Source organism: Bacteroides sp. OF03-11BH (assembly GCF_003604005.1).
Lineage (GTDB): Bacteria > Bacteroidota > Bacteroidia > Bacteroidales > Bacteroidaceae > Bacteroides > Bacteroides ovatus.
In genome coordinates this window covers 17,425-42,853 of record NZ_QTMW01000044.1, presented here as the reverse complement: position 1 = coordinate 42,853, position 25,429 = coordinate 17,425, and the positions used below count along the sequence as shown (strand labels likewise).

General features: G+C 39.0%; 26 protein-coding genes. 23 read left to right on the top strand and 3 right to left on the bottom strand.

Annotation, left to right across the window (positions count from 1 at the left end; translation table 11 throughout):
- The first annotated feature begins 197 nt into the window (after positions 1–197).
- The 15 genes from DXA54_RS22535 (at position 198) to DXA54_RS28275 (ending at position 16,561) form a co-directional block, all read left to right on the top strand.
- Positions 198–1,175, top strand: a complete 978-nt coding sequence (locus DXA54_RS22535; protein WP_005868843.1) for an SDR family oxidoreductase — start codon at positions 198–200, stop codon at positions 1,173–1,175.
- Between the two features lie 22 nt (positions 1,176–1,197).
- Positions 1,198–2,466, top strand: a complete 1,269-nt coding sequence (locus DXA54_RS22530; RefSeq protein WP_005868845.1) for a nucleotide sugar dehydrogenase — start codon at positions 1,198–1,200, stop codon at positions 2,464–2,466.
- Positions 2,453–2,896 (top strand): acyltransferase family protein, encoded by a 444-nt coding sequence (locus DXA54_RS22525; protein ID WP_005868848.1) that lies wholly within the window; start codon positions 2,453–2,455, stop codon positions 2,894–2,896. The genes DXA54_RS22530 and DXA54_RS22525 overlap by 14 nt, the downstream gene beginning before the upstream one ends.
- Before the next feature lie 564 nt (positions 2,897–3,460).
- Positions 3,461–4,993, top strand: a complete 1,533-nt coding sequence (locus DXA54_RS22515) for a lipopolysaccharide biosynthesis protein (protein ID WP_005868853.1) — start codon at positions 3,461–3,463, stop codon at positions 4,991–4,993.
- On the top strand, positions 4,990–6,324 hold the full coding sequence (locus tag DXA54_RS22510) for a glycosyltransferase (RefSeq protein WP_005868855.1): 1,335 nt from the start codon (positions 4,990–4,992) through the stop codon (positions 6,322–6,324). The genes DXA54_RS22515 and DXA54_RS22510 overlap by 4 nt, the downstream gene beginning before the upstream one ends.
- Before the next feature lie 2 nt (positions 6,325–6,326).
- Positions 6,327–7,502 (top strand): glycosyltransferase family 4 protein, encoded by a 1,176-nt coding sequence (locus DXA54_RS22505; RefSeq protein WP_005868857.1) that lies wholly within the window; start codon positions 6,327–6,329, stop codon positions 7,500–7,502.
- 234 nt (positions 7,503–7,736) lie between these two features.
- Positions 7,737–8,639, top strand: coding sequence for a glycosyltransferase family 2 protein (locus DXA54_RS22500; RefSeq protein ID WP_005868858.1), 903 nt, complete (start codon positions 7,737–7,739; stop codon positions 8,637–8,639).
- Positions 8,626–9,726: a glycosyltransferase family 4 protein gene (locus DXA54_RS22495; RefSeq protein ID WP_005868860.1), complete on the top strand. Its 1,101-nt coding sequence runs from the start codon at positions 8,626–8,628 to the stop codon at positions 9,724–9,726. The genes DXA54_RS22500 and DXA54_RS22495 overlap by 14 nt, the downstream gene beginning before the upstream one ends.
- Positions 9,723–10,811, top strand: coding sequence for an EpsG family protein (locus DXA54_RS22490; protein ID WP_005868861.1), 1,089 nt, complete (start codon positions 9,723–9,725; stop codon positions 10,809–10,811). Before DXA54_RS22495 ends, DXA54_RS22490 begins: the two co-directional genes overlap by 4 nt.
- A gap of 27 nt (positions 10,812–10,838) precedes the next feature.
- On the top strand, positions 10,839–11,753 hold the full coding sequence (locus tag DXA54_RS22485; RefSeq protein WP_005868862.1) for a glycosyltransferase family 2 protein: 915 nt from the start codon (positions 10,839–10,841) through the stop codon (positions 11,751–11,753).
- On the top strand, positions 11,734–12,312 hold the full coding sequence (locus DXA54_RS22480) for an acyltransferase (RefSeq protein ID WP_005868863.1): 579 nt from the start codon (positions 11,734–11,736) through the stop codon (positions 12,310–12,312). The genes DXA54_RS22485 and DXA54_RS22480 overlap by 20 nt, the downstream gene beginning before the upstream one ends.
- Complete coding sequence (locus DXA54_RS22475) at positions 12,309–13,445, top strand: glycosyltransferase family 4 protein (protein ID WP_005868864.1); 1,137 nt, start codon at positions 12,309–12,311, stop codon at positions 13,443–13,445. The genes DXA54_RS22480 and DXA54_RS22475 overlap by 4 nt, the downstream gene beginning before the upstream one ends.
- A 5-nt stretch (positions 13,446–13,450) precedes the next feature.
- Positions 13,451–14,791 carry a sugar phosphate nucleotidyltransferase gene (locus tag DXA54_RS22470; RefSeq protein WP_005868865.1) on the top strand — a complete coding sequence of 447 codons (1,341 nt, stop codon included), beginning with the start codon at positions 13,451–13,453 and terminating at the stop codon, positions 14,789–14,791.
- Between the two features lie 355 nt (positions 14,792–15,146).
- Positions 15,147–15,794 carry a hypothetical protein gene (locus DXA54_RS22460; protein WP_005868866.1) on the top strand — a complete coding sequence of 216 codons (648 nt, stop codon included), beginning with the start codon at positions 15,147–15,149 and terminating at the stop codon, positions 15,792–15,794.
- A 611-nt stretch (positions 15,795–16,405) separates the two neighbouring features.
- Positions 16,406–16,561 (top strand): hypothetical protein, encoded by a 156-nt coding sequence (locus tag DXA54_RS28275; RefSeq protein WP_005868867.1) that lies wholly within the window; start codon positions 16,406–16,408, stop codon positions 16,559–16,561.
- Between the two features lie 44 nt (positions 16,562–16,605).
- On the opposite strand, the gene DXA54_RS22450 is transcribed toward DXA54_RS28275, so the two are convergent.
- The 3 genes from DXA54_RS22450 to DXA54_RS22440 are packed head-to-tail and all read right to left on the bottom strand — an operon-like array spanning position 16,606 to position 19,352.
- Positions 16,606–17,589 carry a hypothetical protein gene (locus DXA54_RS22450; protein WP_005868869.1) on the bottom strand — a complete coding sequence of 328 codons (984 nt, stop codon included), beginning with the start codon at positions 17,587–17,589 and terminating at the stop codon, positions 16,606–16,608.
- A gap of 27 nt (positions 17,590–17,616) precedes the next feature.
- Complete coding sequence (locus DXA54_RS22445; RefSeq protein ID WP_005868870.1) at positions 17,617–19,017, bottom strand: relaxase/mobilization nuclease domain-containing protein; 1,401 nt, start codon at positions 19,015–19,017, stop codon at positions 17,617–17,619.
- Entirely contained in the window at positions 19,014–19,352 is a 339-nt protein-coding gene (locus DXA54_RS22440) for a plasmid mobilization protein (RefSeq protein WP_008770294.1), read from the bottom strand. The genes DXA54_RS22445 and DXA54_RS22440 overlap by 4 nt, the downstream gene beginning before the upstream one ends.
- A gap of 403 nt (positions 19,353–19,755) precedes the next feature.
- On the opposite strand from DXA54_RS22440, the gene DXA54_RS22435 reads away from it, so the two are divergent.
- From DXA54_RS22435 to DXA54_RS22400, 8 genes are all read left to right on the top strand, one after another.
- Positions 19,756–20,454, top strand: a complete 699-nt coding sequence (locus DXA54_RS22435; protein WP_005868872.1) for a ParA family protein — start codon at positions 19,756–19,758, stop codon at positions 20,452–20,454.
- A gap of 4 nt (positions 20,455–20,458) precedes the next feature.
- Complete coding sequence (locus DXA54_RS22430; protein WP_005868873.1) at positions 20,459–20,941, top strand: DUF3408 domain-containing protein; 483 nt, start codon at positions 20,459–20,461, stop codon at positions 20,939–20,941.
- A gap of 692 nt (positions 20,942–21,633) precedes the next feature.
- Entirely contained in the window at positions 21,634–22,764 is a 1,131-nt protein-coding gene (locus tag DXA54_RS22425; RefSeq protein WP_005868874.1) for a hypothetical protein, read from the top strand.
- A gap of 244 nt (positions 22,765–23,008) precedes the next feature.
- Positions 23,009–23,602, top strand: coding sequence for a Crp/Fnr family transcriptional regulator (locus DXA54_RS22420; protein ID WP_005868875.1), 594 nt, complete (start codon positions 23,009–23,011; stop codon positions 23,600–23,602).
- Between the two features lie 309 nt (positions 23,603–23,911).
- Positions 23,912–24,490 carry a conjugal transfer protein TraO gene (locus DXA54_RS22415; RefSeq protein WP_005868877.1) on the top strand — a complete coding sequence of 193 codons (579 nt, stop codon included), beginning with the start codon at positions 23,912–23,914 and terminating at the stop codon, positions 24,488–24,490.
- A gap of 18 nt (positions 24,491–24,508) precedes the next feature.
- The gene (locus tag DXA54_RS22410; protein WP_005868879.1) at positions 24,509–24,721 is read left to right on the top strand and encodes a hypothetical protein; all 213 of its coding nucleotides are present in this window, start codon (positions 24,509–24,511) and stop codon (positions 24,719–24,721) included.
- Entirely contained in the window at positions 24,718–25,062 is a 345-nt protein-coding gene (locus tag DXA54_RS22405) for a hypothetical protein (protein WP_005868881.1), read from the top strand. Before DXA54_RS22410 ends, DXA54_RS22405 begins: the two co-directional genes overlap by 4 nt.
- A gap of 18 nt (positions 25,063–25,080) precedes the next feature.
- Positions 25,081–25,425, top strand: a complete 345-nt coding sequence (locus DXA54_RS22400) for a hypothetical protein (RefSeq protein WP_005868883.1) — start codon at positions 25,081–25,083, stop codon at positions 25,423–25,425.
- Positions 25,426–25,429 lie beyond the last annotated feature (4 nt).

Below are 25,429 nucleotides of genomic sequence, written 5' to 3'. Positions count from 1 at the left end.
TTAACTTTTTCTCTCTAGGTGGATTTGCATAAAATACATACAAAAAAATCCAACAGGCTGGAATTCAATGGAAATTGTAACAATCGACTTGGAGCAGATACACACAATCTCTCTTTTATCCAAACCAGTCTTAAAATAAATCATTACACCCCTATCAAGCAATAGGCTTGCAACTTCAACATAAAACAACAATCCATATGTCATTAACAAAAGTTTTAGTTACTGGTGGAGCGGGATTCATCGGCTCCAATTTATGTGAGTATTTATTGGCTCACGACTATGATGTAATCTGTTTGGATAATTTTTCCACAGGTAAACCTGAAAACATTTTTCCATTTCTACAACGATATCCGAATAAGTTTAAACTTATCGTAGGAGATATACGGAATCTGAACGATTGTAAGAAAGCTGTAGAAAATGTAGATTACGTTATGCATGAAGGAGCATTAGGCTCAGTTCCACGTTCTATCAAAGATCCTATAACTACAAATGAAACTAATATATCGGGATTCTTAAATATGCTGACAGCCGCTCGCGATGCCAATGTAAAGCGTTTTATATATGCAGCAAGTTCTTCTACATATGGAGACAGTCAGTCTCTTCCCAAAGTAGAAGATGTGATTGGTAAACCGCTTTCGCCTTATGCCATAACAAAGTATGTAAACGAGCTTTACGCCGATGTGTTTGCCAAAACCTATGGAATGGAATGTATCGGCTTACGATATTTCAATGTTTTCGGTCGTCGTCAAGATCCATTCGGGGCATATGCTGCGGTGATTCCTTTGTTCGTTAAGAAATTCATGGCTCATGAGAGTCCTGTCATTAACGGAGATGGTGAATATAGCCGCGATTTTACTTATATAGACAATGTGATTCAAATGAACATGCTGGCTATGACCACGACAAATCCGAATGCAACCAACCAAGTATACAATACTGCTTTCGGAGAACGCACCACATTAAACCAGTTGGTCGGTTACTTGAAAGAATTTTTGAGTGAATTTGACCCCGAAATTGCCAACGTGAAAATAATTCATGGTCCCAACCGCTTGGGGGATATTCCCCATTCCTTGGCATGTATTGATAAAGCAAAATCCCTTTTAGGTTACAATCCTCAATACAGTATGCGTGACGGTTTGAAAGAGGCTGTCAAATGGTATTGGAAGAATATTTAAAGTAATAATAACAGATGAAATTATGAATGAAACTAAAATTTGCGTAATTGGTCTTGGTTACGTAGGGCTCCCTTTGGCTCGTCTTTTCTCGACAAAGTATAAAACGATAGGTTTTGACATGAACCAAGCTCGTGTGACTGCTTTGATGGCAGGTCATGATGCGACACTCGAAGTGTCAGATGAACTACTCCAATCTGCCCTTGCCAATGGTTTTAAGTGTACTGCCAATATAGAGGAAATCCGTGATTACAATTTTTATGTAGTTGCCGTTCCCACTCCGGTAGACAAAAACAACAATCCGGATTTGACTCCGCTTTACGGTGCCAGCACAACTGTTGGTAAGGTAATCTCCAAAGGGGATATTGTGGTGTATGAATCTACTGTTTATCCAGGTGTTACAGAAGACGAATGTATCCCGGTTGTGGAAAAAGTGTCCGGATTGAAATTTAATGAAGATTTCTTTGCTGGCTATAGCCCTGAACGTATAAATCCGGGAGATAAACTTCATACAGTAGAAAAAATCAAAAAGGTTACTTCCGGTTCTACGCCTGAAATAGGTAAGAAAGTAAATGAGGTATATGCTTCTGTAATTACCGCCGGTACACATCTCGCTCCTACGATGAAAGTAGCGGAAGCAGCCAAAGTAATAGAAAACTCACAGCGTGATATCAATATCGCATTTGTGAATGAGCTATCCAAGATATTTACTAAAATGGGCATTGATACACAGGATGTACTGGAAGCAGCTTCTACCAAATGGAATTTCCTGCCATTTAAGCCTGGGCTGGTTGGAGGCCATTGCATTGGAGTTGATCCGTATTATTTGGCTCAATGTGCACAACGTCACGGTTATAATCCTGAGATAATCTTAGCCGGTCGCCGAATGAACGACGGTATGGGGGAATATGTGGCCAACCAAGTTGCGAAATTGATGCTGAAGAAAGGAATACAGGTGCTCAACTCTCATATCCTCATATTAGGGTTTACTTTTAAAGAAAACTGTCCTGATGTGCGGAACACAAAGGTTATAGATATTTACAATGCTTTGCGAGAGTATAACGTACATATCACCGTATATGATCCTTGGGCCAATCCTGATATAGTTATGCGAGAATATGGAATCTCGGTAACGAACCAACATCCTTTGGATAAGAAATTCGATGCGGCAATTATAGCTGTAGCACACGAACAGTTTATAGGCTTTGATGTAAAAACGTTACTAAATGCTCAACACGTCATATTCGATGTTAAAGCTATCTTTGAAAAAAACGTTGTAGATGGTAGACTCTAATCGGATTGTCTCCTTTGACATATTGAAAGGGGGAGGAATTTTATTGGTCATCCTTGGTCATATACAAATCCCTTACATGTTGAAAACCGTTATTTACAGTTTTCACATGCCCCTTTTCTTTTTTGTGTCAGGCTGTTTCTTTCGTCCAATCAGTTTGAGAGAGTTTTTTGCAAAAAAGACCAGACAATTACTGATTCCTTGGGCCTTTTTTGCCTTTTTGTTGTTCGCATATTTGTTCGTTTTGAAACTTAACGAAACTCATAATTGGGCAAAAGCGATCTCGCTCCCTGTAACGAGTATGTTTGATGGTTTTCTCGGTGATGAAAACTCTTTTATTTTATTTCATGTAATTTGGTTTTTAATTTGTTTGTTCGAGGTTTCATTCGTTTATTTATTGATACATAAAATCACCCCTACAATAAAGCATTAACAATCAGCGCATTATGTATATTATTATATGGAGTAGGATATTGGTTAAATGCTAATAACATTGATTTGCCATATTTTATTGACACAACAATGTCTACCTTGATTTATTACCATCTTGGTTTTTGCTTCATGCGGAACAAATGGTACGGCATGAAGGTTTCACCGATATACTCATTATTCTTGCTTATTATCGCCATTGTTTTCATCGTTCTATTTCCCTCTTACGTTGACTTAAAATCAAACAATTTTCCATTGCATCTATTGTTGCTTTCAATGGTTTTTATTATGAATTTTTATTGGTTTATCAATTCATATTTTAATTCGAGAAAGCTGAAACTTATTCCATTGGATAAAATATTGATTTGGTGTGGAATTAACAGTTTGGCATTATTGGGGCTACATATATTATTTGTAGATACATTCTGGATCGTGCGCAATAAGTTACATCTTGTAAACTACAGTTGGACCATATTGGAATTTGCACTCATTGTTGCAATATGCTATTTTGCGACAACCTTAATAAAAAGATACATTCCGTCTGTATTAGGAAGATCATAAGCTTGCTATGAATAAGACATCGTCCGTAAATAATAAAAAAATATTCAAGAATACAGTGGCACTTTATGCACGTATGTTGCTGTCCATGATTGTATCACTATATACATCACGGATCGTGTTAAATGCACTTGGTGTAGATGATTATGGCATTTATGGACTTGTCGGCGGTATTGTTGTCCTATTTAGCTTTTTGAATGTAACGATGAGTGGAGCGACTTCACGCTTTCTTACAGTCGAACTTGCCAAAAATGACCCTCGACAACTCCAACAAACATTCAATACAGCCTTTATATTACATATAGGAATTGCAATTATAGTCTTGTTTTTGGCTGAAACGGTCGGACTTTGGCTGTTATTCGAAAAATTGAACATTCCAGATGAGAGAATGAGTGCAGCTGTTTGGGTGTATCAATTTTCAATAATTTCCTCAATGGTCAGCATCACTCAAGTTCCATACAATGCGACTCTTATTTCGCACGAAAAAATGGACGTGTATGCTATTGTGGAAATTGTTGGATCACTGTTGAAGTTGCTGATCGCTACACTTCTACTTATTACAGTATGTGATAAGCTCATTTTATATGGAGGACTTATGCTCTTATCTTCATTCTTGATTGCAATGACATATCGCATTTATTGCATTAGGCATTATGACGAATGCCGGATTAATTGGGAATGGAATAAGGTTATCGGCCGTTCTCTGTTTAGCTTTTCAGGATGGAATCTTTATTCCAATATTTGCTTTACTACTCGTCAACAGGGAACAAATATGTTGCTTAATATATTTGGCAGTACAGCTGTTAATGCCGCAGCCGGATTGGCAACAACTGTGCAACTGATGATTGAACAAGTATCAACCAATTTGGTAATGGCTTCGAGGCCGCAAATTATAAAGCAATACGCATTGACCGATTTCAATGCCATGATACAATTACTAAAGCAAACTACTTGTTTGGCAAATGTGTTATATCTGTTGGTTGCTATTCCTTTTATCTCTGAAATACATTATGTAATGAATTTATGGCTCGTGGAAGTTCCTCCATATACAATTGAATTCTGTATTTTATTGATAGTCTCAAGCTTCATATCATTGAATAATAATATTATATATATTGGAATACAAGCTGTCGGACGTTTGAAATTTTATTCATTTATGGCGGGGACAGTATCATTATCAGTCATTCCGATACTTTGGTTATTGTTTAGTAAAGGTATCGGCTTGACTTGGGCTTTTGGATTGCCTATAGTGAGCACATTATTGATTTATATCGTTTGCTCATATACACTCCATCATTATGTTGAAGATTTCAAACCGATACGTTTTTTCTTCACAACGATGGTAGTGAATCTTTTCATAAGTATTCCTTCTTTTACCGCAATCCTACTCATACAACATATCTTGGTTGAGTCCTTTACAAGAGTGATTATCGTGGCTCTTAGTTCTTCAATAATATTGGTTGTTCTGTCCTATTATGTGCTATTAGACAAAGAAAATAAGAAAAAAGTAAAAGCATTGATTTTAAACAAATTAAAACGATGAATAAAAACATACTTATAATTACTCCTTTTTTTCCGCCACAGACTCATGCTGCGGTATTTAGGGCATTTAAACTTGTAAAATATCTTAAACGTACAGGTTGGAATCCGATAGTACTGACGGTTAATCGTAATTATCTATATTTAGAAGATCCTGATTTGTTGGACGAAGTCCAAGACGTGCCTATTTATCAAGCCAATTATATAGAACCGACATTGCGCGGCCTTAGAATGTTGCTTGGAGGAGAAGATACTTCACTCAAAGCCATTACAGCCAAAGCAAAAACTATTGGTGCACAGTCAAAAAGCACGGATACAGTCACCTCTAACAAGCAATCTTTATTCGGTAAGTTTTATAAATATATACTAGACCGATGGATTCAAGTTCCCGACCGCTTTAGATTCTGGGAAAGAAGTGCCGTGAGGATGGGACGAAAAATAATTAAAGAACATGATATATCTATCATATATACCACTTGCCTGCCTTTTACCTCAAATAGAATCGGTATGCGACTTAAACATCTAACCGGAGTAAAATGGGTTGCTGATTTCAGGGATCCTACCACATACGCTAAGCGAATGTATTCTGATTATTTTCCTGTTTTTGCCAAGCAAAAGAAAATTGAACAAGATACTTTTAAATACGCTGATGCTATTACTGGTCTGTCGGGAGCATACCTGAATATATTTAATGATTTATATGAGGGACGATACTCAAATAAATCATATTTTATTCCAACTGGAGTAGATGATGATTATTTGCCTTCTTTTCAAAATAGAGAAAAAGAGAATTATATAATATTCGTGGGTGAATACCTCCATGAATATAAAGATAATTTCTTGAAAATATTTGCCGAAGCTGTCAATTCTAAGGAATTAAAAGGCAAGGGTTGCACCCTTAAAATTGTGGGTAATAAGAATATCAATCAAAAACAAACGGAAGAATTTGTCAATGATTTGGGAATCTGTAACAACGTGGAATATATCAATCATGTACCGCAGCGTAAATTGTATGAATTGATAGTTAATGCAAAAGCAGCAGTACTTATTCCCGGACACACGGCTTTATGGTGGACTAATTTCGCAAAAATGGTCGATTATATCGCATTACAAGTGCCTGTATTAGCAATGGTGCCCATGACTAGCGAAGCACGAACCGAATTGATAAAAGCAGGCATAGGTATTTTTATAGATACTCCTCAGCAAGGTGTTACTGTCATCAAACAAGTATTTAGCGAAAAATTTCCAATGACGGCAAACAAAGAATATTGCCGCCGTTACTTGGCATCGCAACAAACAAAATCTTTCATTGATATTTTCCAAAAAATACAATAGAGATGCATATAGCGTTTTTAACTACAGAATATCCGATATTGGGTATGAAATGTGGCGGAATCGGAATTTTTATCAAACATTTGTCTCATCTTATCGTTAAGAGTGAGACTGGTGTGAAGGTATCAGTTGTGTATTGGGGCAATAAGTTTACAGAAACTGTGTGGGACGATGGTATATCTGTGATACCTATAAACCAGCCTCATAAGTCTCCATTTTCTTCTTTTATCAATAGAAGGTATCTAAATAAAAAGTTAAATCTATTAGTGGCAAAGATTGGCATCGACCTCGTTGAATCTATCGACTGGGAGGGACCTTTGGCTTTTTGTAGTTTATCTGTACCAGTAGTTACAAGATTACATGGTTCAAATGTGTATTTCGATCATTTGTCTGGAAACAAAACTCCATGGAACGTACGGCTTATGGAATATAATGCTTTGCGTAATTCTGATGCCTATATAGGAGTTAGCCGACAGGCTCTCGACCTGACGGATAAATTATTCAGTCTGTCTTCGAATAAGAGAAAATGTGTAATATATAATCCTGTGGATATAAACATGCCCCCTCTTTCATCTAGTGACATGAACAAAAATACAATAACGATACTTTATTGGGGGACAATTGTTGAGAAAAAGGGGGTACTTGATTTGCCTCTTATTTTCAACAGGATATGCGAGCAAAACGACAATGTCAAACTCATTCTCATCGGACAGGATGCAGTAGTGAATGGTTCTTCGACATGGGAAAAATGCAAATCTCTCTTTTCAAAGCAATCGATCGGTTGTGTATCGTATTTAGGTCGCTTACCTTATGACAAGACTATGTCATACGCTAACAGTGCCGATATTTGCATATTTCCAAGCCATGCAGAAACTTTCGGTTTGGTCTTACTGGAGGCAATGTTACTGCGGAAGGCAATTGTTTGTTCCGATATCGATTGTTTTCAAGAGATTATAGGAGACAGTAACTGTGTTTGCAAATGCAGGGTGAAACGTATCGATGAATTTGCAGAGGCTTTGCAACGGCTAATCTCGAATCCCATTTATAGGTGTGAACAAGCCGACAGGGCTTATCTAAATGCAACTGCTAGATTCAACACCAACGAGATAGTGGCACAAAACATCGAATTTTACAATCGAGTTATAAGAGATAGCTCCAAACATCATGTAGAAGAATCCTAACTCAACTGCTTTATTAGAAAATTTAAACGGACTTTTTATTTATAAAATCACATATTCATACGAAGGGGAGTTAAGGCTTTTTTTGTATTGCCATCTTGAAGAAAGTCAAACATTTCAGTACAACTACGTAAAATATAGAAATGCTTCATTATAGTGAAATTTCTGATAGAGTATAATTCCTAAACGAAGTGATTAATTTCTTAACTCTTGATTCATATTATTCATAAACGCCTTATGCAAAAAGGGATAAGCATTATTTTGCCCACACTTAATCGGGCTGATTATCTGGCAAGTACAGTTGATTGCTTAATAGAGCAAGATTTTGGGGAGCCGTATGAAATAATTATTGTAGACCAATCGGCAGCCATTGACAGTACTATGTATAGTCGTGCAAAAGATAGTGATACATTGATTAAGTACTATCATGTGACTGAATTTAGAGGGCTACCTGAAGCTCGTAATTTCGGTGTGCAACACACACAATACGCCTACATCCTATTTCTAGATGATGATATCGAGTGTGACTGCAACCTGCTCAAAGAGCATTACAAGTTCTTGTCACAACCTGATATCGCAGTAGTGGCAGGGGGAATTACAGAAAAATATAAGAATAATCCCAAATCGAAAAATGTAGGCAAGTTCCATTTCTATACGGCAACTCCAGAACGGGGATTCCACATTAATCATAAAGAATATGTAGATCATGGCGGAGGTGGAAATTATAGCATAAAAAAAGACATATTTTTAGAAGTTGGTGGTGTTGATGAATATTTGAATTATGGAGCTGCTCTATATGAAGAAACCGAAATATGTTTACGAGTAAAGGAACTTGGATACAAAGTTTTTTTTAATTATGATGCTCATGTATGGCACTTGGCTGCTGATACAGGCGGTTGCAGGGTTCTGGATATCAATCGCTATATTGCTTCATTAGTACATAACCGGGCTTTATTGATTAGCCGTCATCTCAAATGGTATCATAGGCCGACTGCTTACATCTATTTGTTGCGTCTTGTTGCATCATACGCTTTTACTTACCGCAATCCCGGACTGTTTAGACTTTTTGCAAAAACTTATAAAGAAGGTTATAAAAAAGGAAAACTAACTCCTAAATATACTCATTATGCAAACATCTAACAAACACATTTTTATTGTAACCTATGATTATCCACCAAGTAATGGTGGTATTGCAAGGCTTTGTTTTGAACTGAAAAAATATTTAGAGAAAAAAGGACTGAATGTTACAGTCATTTGTCCCCAAAGTACTTCTACCGATGCAGAGGAGGATAATAATGTGGTGAGATTGCATGGAAGAAGAGGAATATTGGAGTTGCGTACATTGAAGTATTTACGCAAAAAAACTGTTCCCGGTGATATTGTAATTACCGGGAATTATCATCCAGAGGGAATGCTGTCTCTATTGTCAAACAGAGAAACCTATATATTGGCACATGGAGCCGAATATCTTGCCGGAAAGAGTTTTTTCCGACGCTGTATTTGGCCTACTTATCGACGTTTTATACTAAGAAACGCCTCTTGCGTGATTGCTAACAGTCATTATACAGAGACATTAGTAAAACATTGTTCTCCAAATGCTAAAACAATCGCTATTCCGTTAGCGGTTGATGCAATTCATTTTCGCCCTACTTGTGAAAAATATAAGGATGGCTTGCTACACCTCTGTTCTATTTCTCGATTGGAAAAATTTAAAGGACATGATTTTATTATCCGGACGATAGCTTCTTTACCGGCAAAGTATAAGCAACAAGTGCGATTGCATCTCGGAGGTAAAGGAAAATATAAGAGTGCACTTGAGCGGATGGTTACCGATTTAGGATTGTCAGATATTGTATCATTTGAAGGTTTCATTGATGATAATAAACTTTGCGATTTCTATTCAGCCTCGCATATATTCATTCTCTGTACACGTGAAGAAGCGGATAATAGGAATGTAGAAGGATACGGGCTTGTTTTTGCCGAAGCGCAAGCTTGTGGAACCGCCGTTATAGGTACTCGTACAGGTGGCATTCCCGATGCTGTCGAGGAGAATAATGGCGGTTGGTTGATACATCAGGACGCCCACGAAGAATTGGAGAATTTACTCATTAAGTTAATCGACGATAAATCTCTTGCTATAAATGAAGGTCGTAATGCACGTCGGCGCATAGAAGCTAAAATTACGTGGGAACATTATGTGGACCAAATTTGTGATGTCATTTTATGAGTATTAGTCTATATATAGCCTTATATTACAACTTGTTGCTGCTATTAGTTGTTTACATCGCTATTCAACCGGTCAGGGCAGAAACAGTAAGACAGCCTTATATCAACAACCAGATATTTAGCCTTGCTTTACTCTTGATTGTATATGTTCATGTAACTTTCCGACCGACCGATTATCACTACTTTGGAGATACTTCAGCTTATGCCATGGCTTTCCAAAAGAAAGCCTTCTATGGTACGGTTGCTATAAGAGATAGAGATATTGGTTTTGAGTATCTTACCTATTGGCTTTCACAACTCGTCAATTTAAAAGGGTATTGGTTTGTTCTTTGCTCATTATATATATTGCCTGTTTTCTTTGCTTTAAAGAAACGATTCAAACAACAATATGCTGTAGCACTAGTGTTGTTCGTTTGTTCTTTGAGTTTTTGGGGATACGGAGTAAATGGACTGCGTAACGGAATAGCTACATCGTTAGTTATCTTCTCTTTTCTTGTTCCAAACAACGATATTAAACGAATTCCTGTTTGGATTATAGCATGTCTTTTCCATCAATCCGTCATGTTGCCAATTGGCTGTTTCTTGCTGACCCGACTTTCAAATAATCCCAAACACTACTTATACTTATGGGGAACGTTTTTCCTGCTTATGCTTGTTGCACGTGATTCTTTCTCCACTTTGTTGACAAACATTCCTTGGTTTGAACAGGATAAAAGGATGTCTGAATATTTGAATATGTCTTATAAAGGCATGGAGCAAATGTTCTCTAATATTGGATTTCGCTGGGACTTCATTATTTATAGTTTGATACCCATTATCGCAGGAGTGAAATATATCTATACATATTGCTACGAAGACAAATTGTTTATCCGTTTATTTAATACTTATATAGCAAGTAATGCGTTCTGGCTATTGACCATTCATGTACCGTATAATAACAGATTTGCTTATCTATCTTGGTTTCTTTATCCTATAGTATTGATATATCCCTTGCTAAAAGATAACTTAATAAATAACCAGGGAGAACGAATAAAATGGATTATTCTATGTTATTATATGTTCACTTATGTAATGTGGATAAAATAAAATACAAAACAATAGAAAAAGATTTTTATGAAAGATTTAGTTACTGTATTTACACCGGTATATAATAGGAAGAATTTAATTGGAAATCTATATCAGAGTTTGTTGTCTCAAACCTATAAAAATTTTGAATGGATTATTGTTGACGATGGGAGCACTGATGATATTGATGAAATTATAAAATCTTATCAAAATGAAGATCGTATATTAATTCGTTTCATCAAACAAGAGAATGGTGGAAAACATAGAGCAATCAACAATGGCGTATTACATGCAAAAGGAGAATTATTTTATATTGTAGATAGTGATGACTATTTAACAAAAGACTCTATAGAACGAATAGTTTTTCATTATCAATATATAAAGAATAATGATAAATTTGCTGGAGTTTGTGGTATGAAATGCTTTCCAGATGGTTCTCGTATAGGGAAAGAGGTTACATGGAAAATTTTAAAAGATTCTTGGATTAACTATTGGATTATAAAAAATATAAAAGGGGATGTTGCGTTTGTTTTTAAAACATCAGTCCTGAGAAATTATTTATTTGACGATATACCCGGAGAAAAATTTTGTGCAGAAAGTTTGGTTCTAAACCGTATTGGAAAAAATTACCTTATGTTATTTTTTAATGAAAAAATATACATCGCAGAGTATTTATCAGACGGTTTATCTGTTTCATCAATCAAAAACAGAATGAATTCACCTAATTATGCCATGAGAATTTATTCAGAAATGGCATCACTAGATATTCCATATTTAAAAAAAATAAAAGCTCATATAAATTACTGGCGTTTTGCTCCTTGCTCTAAATTGAAAATGAAAAATAAAATAAAACAAATAGGAATTTCTAGTTATATTATTTTTATGCCTATTGGCTATTTGTTTCATATGAAAGATAAAAAAAACAATTATATAGATATTAGACATGTCGGATCTAAGCGGTAGAACTTTATTTAAACGGATTAAACCATTAATTAAGGTATTCGTTATAGTAGATTCATATCTTCCTAGGAAACTTAATAATTTTTTATTTGTAAGTTTAAGAGGTATTGGAGGAAAAGTTGGTATTGTGATTAGATACATATTGGTGAAAAATCTAGCAAAAAAATGCGGTGATAATGTTGTAATTAAAGAAAATGTATATATATCTAACATAGAGAAACTAGAACTGGGAGATAATATCAGTATTCATCCGATGTGTTATTTTGAATGTAGCGGAGGATTGATGATCGGAAATAATGTGTCTATTGCCCATTCAAGTTCAATACTAACAAGTACTCACACTTATTCTGATTTTAATTTACCTATTAAATATAATGAAATCCTAAAAAAAACGGTAGTTATCCATGATGATGTATGGATTGGTTGTGGAGTGAGGATTTTATGTGGAGTTCACATTGATACAAGATGTATAATAGGCGCAAATAGTTTGGTTAATAAAAGTGTTGACTCATTCTCTATTTATGGGGGAGTTCCTGCAAAAAAAATAAAATCTTTTCAATGAAAAAAAAGAAATTATTCAAAATAACAAATTCAGCTTATTTTCAAGTCCGGCAACTTCAAGGTCAATTGAATTATTTTTCCGCATATTTCGATGTCATTGCCGTTGCCCCTAAAGGAGAAGGTTGGGAGGAATTACAGAAGCAACAGGCACGTTGTATTCCGGTAAAAATGTCAAGAGCCATAAATCCGATTTTCGATTTAATAACTCTTTTCCAATTGGTAAAACTTTTTATCAAAGAGAAGCCGACTATTGTTCACTCGCACACCCCCAAAGCTGGTCTTTTGGGTATGTTAGCAGCATGGATAGCACGTGTGCCGATCCGTATGCACACGGTAACAGGCTTCCCATTGACGACGGCTACGGGCATAAAAAAACAAATTCTTCGTTTTACGGAACGGTTAACTTACGCTTGTGCCACAAATGTATATCCCAATTCACAAAAGATGTGTGATATTATTTGTTCAATGGGGATCGGCAATCCTAAAAAAATGCTTGTTATCGGTAATGGTGGTTCAAATGGAATTGATACGGCATTCTATTCGCGAAATGCTACACAAGATATTAAGATTTCAACTTTCGATTTCACGTTTGGTTTTGTAGGTCGTATATTTTATGAGAAAGGAATCAATGAATTAGTAGCTTCTTTTATTCGATTACAGAAAGATTATCCTAACATAGGATTACGTTTAATCGGCTTTATGGAAGAAAACCTTTATCCGGTTGATGATTGGGTAAAACAAGAGATTAGCACAAATTCTCACATTGAGTTTGTCGGCTTTCAACAAGATGTTCGTCCCTATCTAATGGGGTGTGAGGCTTTTGTTTTTCCCTCCTATCGTGAAGGTTTCCCTAATGTTGTCATGCAAGCTGGGGCCTTGGAATTACCACAAATCGTTACAGATATCAATGGTTGTAATGAAATAATTGTTCAAAACAAAAATGGAATAATTGTTCCACCACAAGACGAACACGCATTGTATAAAGCCATGAAATATTTTTTGGATAATCCTAATGAGGTAAAAAGAATGGCAAAGAATGCAAGGGCAATGATTACATCACGTTACGAACGCAATAAATTTTGGAAATTGATGCTTGAAGAATACTATCGGCAAATTAAAAATCGAATTAAATAACATCTATGCAAATCATACTGTTATCCGGCGGTTCTGGTAAACGCCTATGGCCGCTTTCCAATAATACACGGTCAAAACAATTTATCAAACTGTTGACTGCGCCCGATGGCTCGAAAGAGTCGATGGTGCAGCGGGTGGTACGGCAATTACGAGAAACCGGCATCTGTGATTCGATTACTGTGGCAACAAGCCAGTCACAACGGGATATCATCATCAACCAGCTTGGAGAAGAGATTCCTGTAGTTACGGAACCGGAGCGTCGCGATACATTCCCGGCTATCGCTCTCGCAAGCTCGTATTTGGCCTACAAACGAAAATGTTCCACCGATGAGATTATAATCGTCATGCCTTGCGACCCTTATACCGAAACAGGTTATTTTGAAACGATTCGCAGGATAGCGGATGCAGTGAAAAACAATGTAGCCGAACTAGTATTGATGGGAATTAACCCCACATATCCGTCAGCAAAATACGGATATGTAGTGCCAGTCAATGATGTACAGAACAAAGGAATATTTCAAGTATCACGCTTTACGGAAAAGCCAGATATGATAACTGCCGAGAAACTTATTTCAGAGGGTGCTTTCTGGAACGGAGGCGTATTCGCTTTTCGGTTGGGGTATATGACAGATATTGTAACCCGACACATCAAAACCGACACTTTTTCAGAAATTCGTTCTCGCTATGGGGAATTTCCGAAAATCAGTTTTGACTACGAAGTCGCTGAAAAAGCGCAGTCGGTAGCCGTCGTACCTTTTGCCGGAGAGTGGAAAGACCTTGGTACATGGAATACGTTGACTGATGAACTATCGGAACACACCATGGGCAATGTTGTCATGGATGAAGAATCCGAAAATACCCACGTCATCAACGAACTTGGACTGCCAATCATGTGCATTGGCACACGGAATCTAGTTATCGCAGCATCAAATGATGGAATCCTAATTTCGGACAAAGATAAAAGCGAGAACATCAAAACTTACGCTGACTGCCTACAACATCGGCCAATGTTCGAAGAACGTCGCTGGGGTGAATACAAAGTTGTCGATACCGCCGAGTTTTCCGACGGTTACAAATCACTTACCAAGCAACTGAAAATCAAATCCGGTAAGAGTATCAGCTATCAGGTACACCGCCATCGCGATGAAGTCTGGACGTTTATCGACGGCGAGGGAGAACTGGTACTCGATGATATCAGGTCGGTTATCAGCAGAGGCGATACGATTACAATCAAGAAAGGTGTTAAACATGCAGTCAGGGCTATCTCTGAATTGACGTTCATCGAGGTGCAGTCCGGAAATCTACTTGCAGAAGAAGACATTGAACAATTTGACTATAAATGGTAAAATCCTTCGTTAAAACCTCTGACAAAAGAATGAAGTTGGTTTACAAGAAAGTTATCGAACCTCAATTAGGCAACCTGATATCCATATTGAAAAAGAAATGATAATCTATAGCATTGATTATTATCAACAAGATCAAGATTGTACTCAATGTGGAAAACATTCGGAATGTATTTGCCGGTAAAATGATAAAATATCACTATCCATATGTAAGTAAGTATATATACCGGACACAGGATCTTGCGAAAGTAGCTTCGTTTTCAGATTCTAAACCGCAGAAACAGCATTACGCAAAAATTAATGGGTTGGAAAAACTTATTATAAATACTGGTAATGAACCTTTTCATTGATTTTTCTAATGAAAAAGACCATCCTTCAATACATGACCGATATCTATCAGGAAGATATTCCCAAACATATCCTTCAAGAAAACAAGATACGCCTGAATTCTTTTTTCCTGGAACAGGAATCCGTACAGAAGAAAGGGACTCAGTTTATATTCAGATATGCATTCTACTCCGTTGAGAAACCCCGAAAGATCACGAAGCAGCATCTATTGAAAGAATATGCAGGGGTGCCTTTGGAAAAAAGGAGCGTACAACCGGAACAAATACCCGATATGAAGCAATATAGTGATATAATACTGTATGGAGATGCCAGCTCTCCTGAAGCACAGCAACAGCTGGCGGAATACCTCCAACAACATAATTCATTAAAAGTCCAGTTGTCTTTTTTTGACAAGAGAAATGATTCCACTAGCAAGGATGAACAAGCCATCGCATATGCGGAACTACAGAAGGCGCTATTTTTTTGCCAAAGAAAAAAGATACCTCTCCTGTTCGTTTCCTTAAAAGGGATGATAGACGACATCCGTTTTCTCAATCTGCTGGAGGAGAGCCATGTCGATTTCAGATGTATCGATTTTCCATGGTTCTGCAAGGAGAATCTGCCTCTGATAAAGGCAGTTGTGCTATATGAAAAGTTGGAAATAAGAATAAATGTATAAGATATCAAGCTTACAGATTGGACTTCAATGTTGCAGCATTGAGGTTTATGAGAAACAATTCTAAATATATTTCTGTTTGGCGAAATCTTATTCTAAAAGGAACTCTAAATAAAAGAATCCACCTTCAGATATCTTTCTTCACTTATCCTCAAAGTATATAATCCAAACATAAATATCAGACCTATTTTCCCTATAACTGAGTAATAAAAAGATTATTCCCCAACACCGTAAACAAAGAAATAACAGAAGCACTTTAAAATGGTGTATCTAACTCACTTTTTTAAGGATAATATCCCTGTTACAGTTATCTGTAGCAGGTGATCCTTTCAAATTGGGCATTAGATGCACCCTTTTCCTTATTCCAACAAATGCGCCTCTTGTAACCTCACCAATTCCCAATACATCTTCAAAAACATCTCCAGATACACCTTCAGACTCGGGAAATAGACGAAAGACTTCCAGCAAAAGAAAGGCACATGAATGGCCGTTCATTCGGAACCTCCATTTCTGGATAGCGTTTCTTTGTCCATCCAAAATAATCTCTATCGGGACAGAACAATAAACAAAAGCATAAATATCAGGCAAAATTGTCCCGATAAAAGAATTATAACATGACTATTGAAGATGAAATCCTCCAATACCTGCACTATCATCCTCTATCAAACAGGGTTGAGATAACGCTTGGGATAACCAATCCTCCCAGTGGCAGGATTGTAAAAAGACTACTGGCCGATGCCGTAACCAAAGGAATGATAGAAGTACTCTAACAATAGTAGTGCCACTATTTTATAAGCAGCACTGCAATTGTTCCTTACCCCAGCAAATGCACCTCCTGTAACCTCACCAACCCCAAATACATCTTCAAGAACACCTCCTGATACACCTTCAGATCCGGGAAATAGACGAAAGACTTCCGGGCAAAAGAGAGGCACGTGAATGGCCGTTCATTCGGAACCTCCATTTCCGGATAGCGTTTCTTCGCCTGGTCAACCGCCATCTTGTTCAGTGAAGCCACGAAGTTAGCCTGGCGTATCGGATTCCATTTCGGGGTTTCAAGAATCACCATCCCATCTTTCCGCTCAGGAATAACCAAATATTCATCCTGCACGTTACGGACGTAATAGCACACAAAAGACAAGGCCTCATAGACATTATCCCCTACATGAATACCGATAACCCGTTCTTCAACCGGTGTACCGGCAAAGCATTCCGCAATCTGTTTCATGGCATACCCATGCAACAAGGCAGCATCAGAAGCCAACAGATAAGCCGGTGCGGTACGCTCTCCTCCCTTATCGATGGCAGCAAAGACAGAAGGACTCCAACAGAGATGGATGAGCTTTCCTTTTTCTTTCTCACGAAGGGAAGCGACACATAAACGGTTATCAAAGACCAAACGGGCTTCTTTCGTTTCCGGATGGAACTGGAACACGTTCCGTACCCTGTCCGGCTTATGGATATCCATCATCAGATAGCCCTGCCAACCGGACACGTGCTTTGTCTTCAAGACGGTTTCGCTTTCCTCCACATCGAAAAGATAAGACAAGAGCTTTTCTCGCTTACAACATACGAAGAGAGAAAGCTCGTCCTGTTCTTTCATCTGCTGCATATCCAAGGAAAGAACAAAAGCCAATTGCCAAGGAGTAAGCTCGGAAAAGCCATGTAATTCAATACAAGACAACGCATCCTTCTCCGGTGAGTAAACGACATATCCCCGGCCACCTATCTCATATCTCAACATGAAATCCCCCTGTTCAGTGGGATGATAATTCTGTAAAACGGTCTGATAATTCATAAAGCAAATATATTAAGTTAGTATTCATCATAATGAGAAATCGGGACCACTCTTGCGTTTCCGTTTCTTTTTGGACGGTATGAGATCATCCTCTTGCGACTTCTTCCCGCTGCCGGTAATGTCAAGTTCCGGAATGGCCATAACTCCCCCACCCTGCATATAGAAAGCCTCACGATCCACCCGCTCACGGAACTCCCCTACCCTATCGATATGTGGCGAGAGACCGACAGCCACACCATCGAAATGCTTCTGGATATTCTGATAAGTGAGCTTACGGGAAAGATCCGCACCTTTAAAGACATGAGCATTTTCCACGTTTTCCATATAAAAGGAAATCCCGTATGCGCCTTTGCTGTTTACATGTTCCGTCACACGGATCGATTCTTCCGCCAACCTTTTCTTAAAATCCTCATAGCCTAAAGAAGCGTTCAATGCCTTAAACACATGGTCATAGAGATAATGCTTCTGTTCATCGGCGCTCATGCCCCGGCCATCAAAACGAATATTACCAAAACGATATTTCTGAGGAAGTGAAACGTCCTTCAGGTAAAAGCCTGAATCCTTGATGCCATAGACATAATAGGATTTGTCCTTCTTGGTGACCAGACGCATATACAATCCTTCTTGTTCCAGGTTCCTTCGGAAATCGGATGTACTTTCGGAAAAAGAGTAGATGCGGTCAAGCTGTTGTAACAGTTCATCCTTGAACAAGGGGTTGAAAAAACCTCCTTTTTCCAGCAATGCGAAAAGGTTGTCATAGCTTTCATCCCCCAATAGGACACGCCATTCTTCATTGGCCAATTTTATTTCTTGCAAGGGTTTATTCAAAGACCGGTATGTATCGGATTGTTCCAGGACAGCCGATACCTTATCCTTGTAATTATAACTACGCATGGCTTTCTTCAAGGCCGCATCGAAATAATAGTTACGGTATTGCGCCTCTCCCAACGTGGTTCTCTTGCCTCCTTCCCTTTCCAAAGGCAACAGACCGTACTTCTGCTCCAGTTCCCTTGAGATCTTTTCGGAACGGCTGTAATTATTTCCGGAAGGAATGCTTTTGCCTTCTTCATCAATTGTGGTCAGCAGCACATGCACATGGCTGTGTGCCTTGTCGGTATTTAGGACAACGGCATAACAGGACTTTCCGTACCCCATCCTCTCGATATATTCCCCGGCAAGAGAAAGCCACTGTTCATCGGAAAGGCTTTCTCCCGGATAGAGGCTCAGAATAAATTCCGCATAAGGTAGTTTCACCCGGTCATTCAACTGGGAGATAAGTTTCATGTAGGCTGGCATGGCGGCCAGTTCGTCACCAGTGGAGGTGTAAAGCACTTTTCCGTTTCCTTCCTTGACCTTGGAAAGCTGGTATTCAATTTTCCGGCTCATGGACAGGTGGGATGAGAAAGAAGGTTGTATCTCGGCTATCATAACAATTTCCGGTTAATGGTTTCTACATCCGAAAGGTATTGGTTAATCCGATCCAATGAATACAATATATTTTCATCGGACGGAAGCGTATTGATATGTTTGGCAAGCTGGTTGATATTGGCTCCTATTTTACGAAGTTCATATATCATTTGCACATCGGTTTTCGATATGCTTCTGCCTTTCAAGGCAGACTCTCTGATAAAGGAAGAAAGGGATTTTCCCTCTTCCTTTGAACGTTGAAGAAGCTGTTCTTTCTCGGCTTCCGTCAAGCGGATCTTTATACTTATATCTCGATTCTCTTTCATATATACAGAGTATGTGAGTGTAACGAACATTGGTCGGCAGCTCGGCTGTCGCAAGGTTTTTTGTACCCACAAAAACATACCTTGCATTAGCAAAGATATACAATAATACTCAGCTGTGAAACAAAACCAGACAAAAGTCTTGATTTCTTAATCCAGATTAACCGCTCACTTTGTTACAAAGTAACTACGCACATTGTAACAGGCGAACGGAAAGCCATTAGTTACAAAATACATAATTACTAATTATATTATTACAAAGTATGAACATACATACTTAATTATAAGATTAAGTATGTACATATTTATATTTATATTTATATATGTAATTACTTATACAATTAAGTAAAAAAGTGTATAATAAATTAATTATAAAAGTATGCAATTATTTAATTTATTATTTATATATTTGCGCACATACTTAAAAACGTACATTATGGGACAAATATTACCAGGAGTAGTCGTAGCTTTTGAGAATCCCAAGGGCGGGGTAGGGAAGTCTACGCTGACAGCTTTGTTTGCAGGTTATATTCATTCGCAGTCAAACGAAGAGGGGGGCTTATCCATTGCCGTGGTGGATATCGACGACATGCAGAACACTATCGGAAAATTACGTGAGGACGAAGCCGAGGACGGAATCATGAAAAAGGAAGAAGAATATGAGGTTATCAATATCTCTTCCTCAGAGTTCATCAACCAACTGGATTTCCTTCAGGACAATTACGACATTATACTTGTCGATTTTCCGGGTAACCTGAAACAAAACGGTGTAGTTGAAACGCTGCACTTCGTTGACGTGATCATCATTCCCTTCGAACCGAACCAGACCGATTTAAGACCTACATTGACCTTTTACTATAACATCTATGAAGGGATTATCGAAAGCCGTCGAAAGATTGGTAAAAAGACTACCGTGCGTGGTGTTATGAACCGTGTTCTTCCGAATGTGCTGGAGTTCAAAGAAATTTTGAAAAATAAAAAAACCTTGCCTTTCGAGTTGATGCAAAACTACATCAAGGATTCAAGGGTTGACTATCAACGCAATTTAAGTACGCTGAGTAAAGCGTACCATCATCCCTGTGATGCTTTCTGTGAAGAGGTATTGGAATTAATCTGTAACCATATAGGAGAATAAAGCTATGGCAACCAACAAAGAAAGGACATCATCAGCCGCCATGAGAAAACTCTTGCTGCAAAGCGCCAGTAAGAAAGAGCAGGAAATCCAGCAGATCGGAAGTGTTGCGGAAAGCACTATCCCCCAACCTGCGATTGAGCACCCCATCCATGAAGAGGTGAAAGAATCGGCTCCAGTCAAAGAAACCGTCCAAGAACCTCAGCCGGAACAAATGGAAAAGCCGGAATCCAAACCTTCCGTGCAGTCTTCTCCAAAAACAGAAGAAAGCAAAGTCTGCGGAAAAAAATTCTCGGAATATCTGGAAGAGCGAAAATTAAAGAACACCGAAGTAATCCGGATATCCAGCGAAACCCACAGAAAGCTGAAGCAGATTGCTATGGCCACTGGATTAGGAATGCACAACATCGCAAACAACATTCTTGAAGACATATTGACCAGCCATAACAAGGAGATTCAAGCGATACTGAAGAAGTATATGAGCATCTGATTCTACTTTCGGAAAAATATATACGCCTGTTCGACTGCATCCGTCGGGCAGGCGTTATTTTTGCACACCGTTTTAGTGAAGGCCGGCATTGAACCGGGACACTTTTACACAACTGCGGAAAAATCCCTTTGCCTATTATCCTGGACAATATGTTAAAGAATTCAAACCTCTACTTGTTTCCACCTCAAAATTTTTTCCGAAAGTAAGAATACGGTAACAAAATCATTTCTTCGTTTTATTTAGGTTTTTAGGGATTTAAGTATTTGTGGGACACTTTTACACAACTAATAAGGGAGGTTTTCCGTATAATCAACTATATTATTGCAAGTTAGCACTTACTGGCATCTTCTCGTAACCGGGACACTTCTGCACAACTAACCGACTATTCGGGACACTTCTGCACAACTGAACAGGAAAGTCGGGATACTTTTACACAACTAGAATCTGCATTCGGGACACTTTTACACAACTAAATCAGGAATCCGGGACACTTCTGCACAACTAAACCGGCCATTCGGGACACTTTTACACAACTGGGGGATCGGAAACAGCCGTAGTCGGGACACTTTTACACAACTAAATCAAGAAACAGCACGAAAAAAATGCTTTGGAATCTTCATTTATAGGGAGTTAGATTCACTATCTCCGTAAAAAAACGTATCTTTGCATCAGTAAACAACAAGTGTCCGCCTATGAAGGAAAGTAATACACAAAAAGAGTTGAGCAGAGTCCCCAGGACTCTCAGCGAGTCTTCCAACACGAAAGTATTGGAAGTTCTATTTGATGCAGGCGGCACTGTCATGTCTGACATTATCATTTACGTGGCATCTTCACAAATGAAAGATCTGTTCGGCGACTGCTGGTTCTCCATCAACGATTTTTGTGAGGTCATGGGGTATGAACGAACCAAGTTGCAACGAAAACTGACCGAGAAGCAGCTTGATTTCCTGTTCAGCAACCAACGTCCGGTATATATCACCGAACAGAACGGCCAAAAGATAGAGCATCCGATAGAGAACACCTTTGAAGCGGCGTTATACCGTTTAGGGACATCCAACCTCAGTGTAGCATACGCCATGAACGGCAAGACGCAATATAAGTTCATTCAAATACTGGACCGCTTTGAGATAAAGGATAACTTCGGCACGAAAAAGCGCACCAAGCGGAATTACAACGTGCATCTGAGCAAAGATCTGATGAATACTTTGCTTACCGAATACAATCTGCTGGAACTGAAAGACTACCGTAACCTGCCCAACCGCAAAGGCTACCGCAAGTTTTATCTGAACCTGGCGAAAATGATTTACCTGATCAAGTATAAGATTGACCAAGGACAAGCACCTTATTTCACCGTTACGGTTGACCAACTTGCCAAGGAATTTGATGTAACGGTAAAGGACAACCATGACCGGAAGAAGAAGGTGACCAGCATCTTAAACGGTATCAACAAAAAGCTGGAGAGAACCAAATTCCAATACCAGTACATCAAAGGAAAAGGGGAGAAGTGGCCCTACACCGTACAGTTTTTCTTTGACCAGGAAACATTGGAATATTTCGACGAAAAGATAAAGGCGATACTGACCTCGCAATATCACGATGCGCTTAAATCATGCTTCTTGTTAAACAAGAAAGGCATTCCCGTGAGCAGACATTATCAATATAAGGATTTCTTTAAATTGGGAACCGGCGAATATTATCATGAATTTACCGCATGGCTTTATTCTGAAGAGGACAAGGAGATTAAGGAGAACATCTACCGGGATATCTATATAAAGGTAGTAGGCATTCGTCCAGAAGACCTTGCCGTCAACTTAAATCCCTAAAAGTTGGAACAAAAACCATAAAATAGTATCTTTGCAGCGGATTGTCAGAAAATTGGCAGCCCGCTTTTTACATACGTCCGTCTGTCTAACAAAAGAGTGGCATCTATCGTTAAGGAATTAACAACAACAGGCGCATGCCTGTACCAGTATGAAACTGGTACGGGGCGTGCCTTTGTTGTTGGAACGCCACGTCCATGTTAGAGGGTACGTTTCCGTACCCTTATATAAACATAAAACAAATTCAATGGTTCAAACAATTGCCACCCTGATAGATGAGACGCTCATGGTAATGGGCGCCCATCTTCACGTGCGGATGACAGACGAAGAAAAGGCGTATCTTGATGCTCATTTCGAGCTTATCCATATCAAAAAGGGAGAACACCTCGTCACCAGGGGCGAGGAAGTATGCTACCTCTATTATCTGGAATCCGGCATCGTCCGGTTATGGTTTCCGGACAAAGAGAATAGAGAGATTTCAGCACGGTTTATCCAAGCCAAAGAGTTCATCAATTTTTTCCTTTCACATGAAGAACACCATGCCCACTACAATATCAAGGCATTGGAGCCATGCAAGATCTGGAGATTGCCCAAAAAAGATCTTCATCAGCTATATGAGTTATCCATCAATTTCAACAAGCTGGCCAGAATACATTTGGTAAGATCCATCAACCGCAAAATAATAAGGGAAGAGGAGTTTTACACACTGGATGCCGAAGCGCGTTACAAAGCGCTTTTGGCCAATGAAAAATGGCTGTTACGTTCAATACCCTTAAAAGACATAGCAAGTTATATCGGCATCACGCCACAAGCATTGAGCAACATCCGAAAGCGCATATAAACCAAACCCTATAAGCCGGGCAGGACAGTTTTACACAACTAATCCTATCCGGCTTTTTTCTGTAGAATTATTCCACACCTGCCGGTTTACGGCACATGTATTTTTTAATGCACATTAAATAAACACGAAAGGCCCTTTAAAAGCCCTTCATAAAATTTGTCCTCCCGTATATAATCTATATGTTTGGAGCGAAAACAACGCGATAAGCACCTTGATTCGGTTCTGCCGACAGGAATCCGCGTAAATTGGAAACACCGTATGAGACAAATAGAAAAATATATAACATTAATAACCTAAAGAGTAATTCCCATGGAACACATCAGACTGACTGCTATCAGCCTTAGCCTGCTGTTATGCACCGTAAGCGCTTTTGCGCAACGCCATTATGAGAACATCCCGGCACTTGAATTGAACTACGGCACTAACCTGTTCGGCAATGCAGGCAACTATTACAACCTGTCCTTTTCCAGATACATCAACCGGACAAGCTATTGGAAAGCCGGGTTTAGCTATTTTGAGAAACCTTACGAATATACAGCCAACCTACCGCAAGTCTCTACCTTGAACCCGGAAGAAACGATTCCCGAAACGATACATGACAAGGGTAAGGACTTTTTTGTGGACGGCGGTTATTACAGAACCCTGGCCTGCAACCTGAAATCCGTTTACTGGGGCATCGGCCTGGGAGGATTCATCGGTACAGAATACGTCCGCCACCCCGATAAGGAATACAACTTCATCATCGGCCCGAAACTGGAAACGGAACTGGAAGTATTCATCCTGCCCCGAACGGCATTGCTTGCCCGCATACAACAACATTGGAATCCCCTATCCATTGACAAGTGGAACACTGTCTGGAACGTAGGAATAAAGATACTGCTCTACTAACCGACAAATCATATCACCATGCTTATTATCATATTGTTAGCCGATACAAATGTATCCGGCCTGATCTCCTTATACCGTGAAATAGGCGCCATGCTGATAGGGGTAGGCTTTCTATGTGCCGGACTAGCGGTACTTAAAAAGCTGATAAGTAACCACGAGCGCACCAAAGAGGCCATCATCACCTATATCACGGCATTGGTCACTTGGCTCATTATCTGGCAACTCTTATGAACGTAGTGGATTTGATACTGGTTGCCATACTCGCCTGTGTCACGCTTCACTTTTACTTTCGGAAAAAGAAGAAAGCACTTTCTTCCGGAAAGGAGAAAGAGAAGCCGATAAGGGAGGCGGTGCGCAAGGAAGGGCAGGAGAGAGCCTGTCCGGTCATCTGCGTGGTATTTCAGCCTGAGCTGGAAGAAGAGGAATTGGCTGCCGAGATAGCCGATATGTACCTGCATGGAAGAGCCTACTACTACTCAGGCAAACCACTGCCGGAACAGCCGAAAGAAGAGCCCATATCCATCAAGTATAAGGATGTGCAATGGGAGAGACTGAAAACGATTCATGTTTAATTAAAAAATAGGAACAAAATGAAAGCAATCGAAAATGTAAGAGAAAAAGCGAACCAAGTCATTAACCGCTATGGAAAGGTTATCTTCACCTTTCTCATATTCTTCACGCTGTTGGGAACGGCACAAGTGGCGGAGGCACAAAGCGGCCTGAAGATTAACAGCCTATCCGAAGTGACAGACAAAGCCAAAGAGGGTGCGGACACCATTCTGGACGTAGCCAAATACATTTTGGCGGCGGTACTCGGCATCGCTCTGGTCTTTGTCATCTATTCGCTTGCCACGAACAATCCCCATGCCAAGGAATACCTGCTCGGCTGGATCATCGCCGTGGTAGTCATCATGGTAGCCTTCCTGATTATCTAAAAAC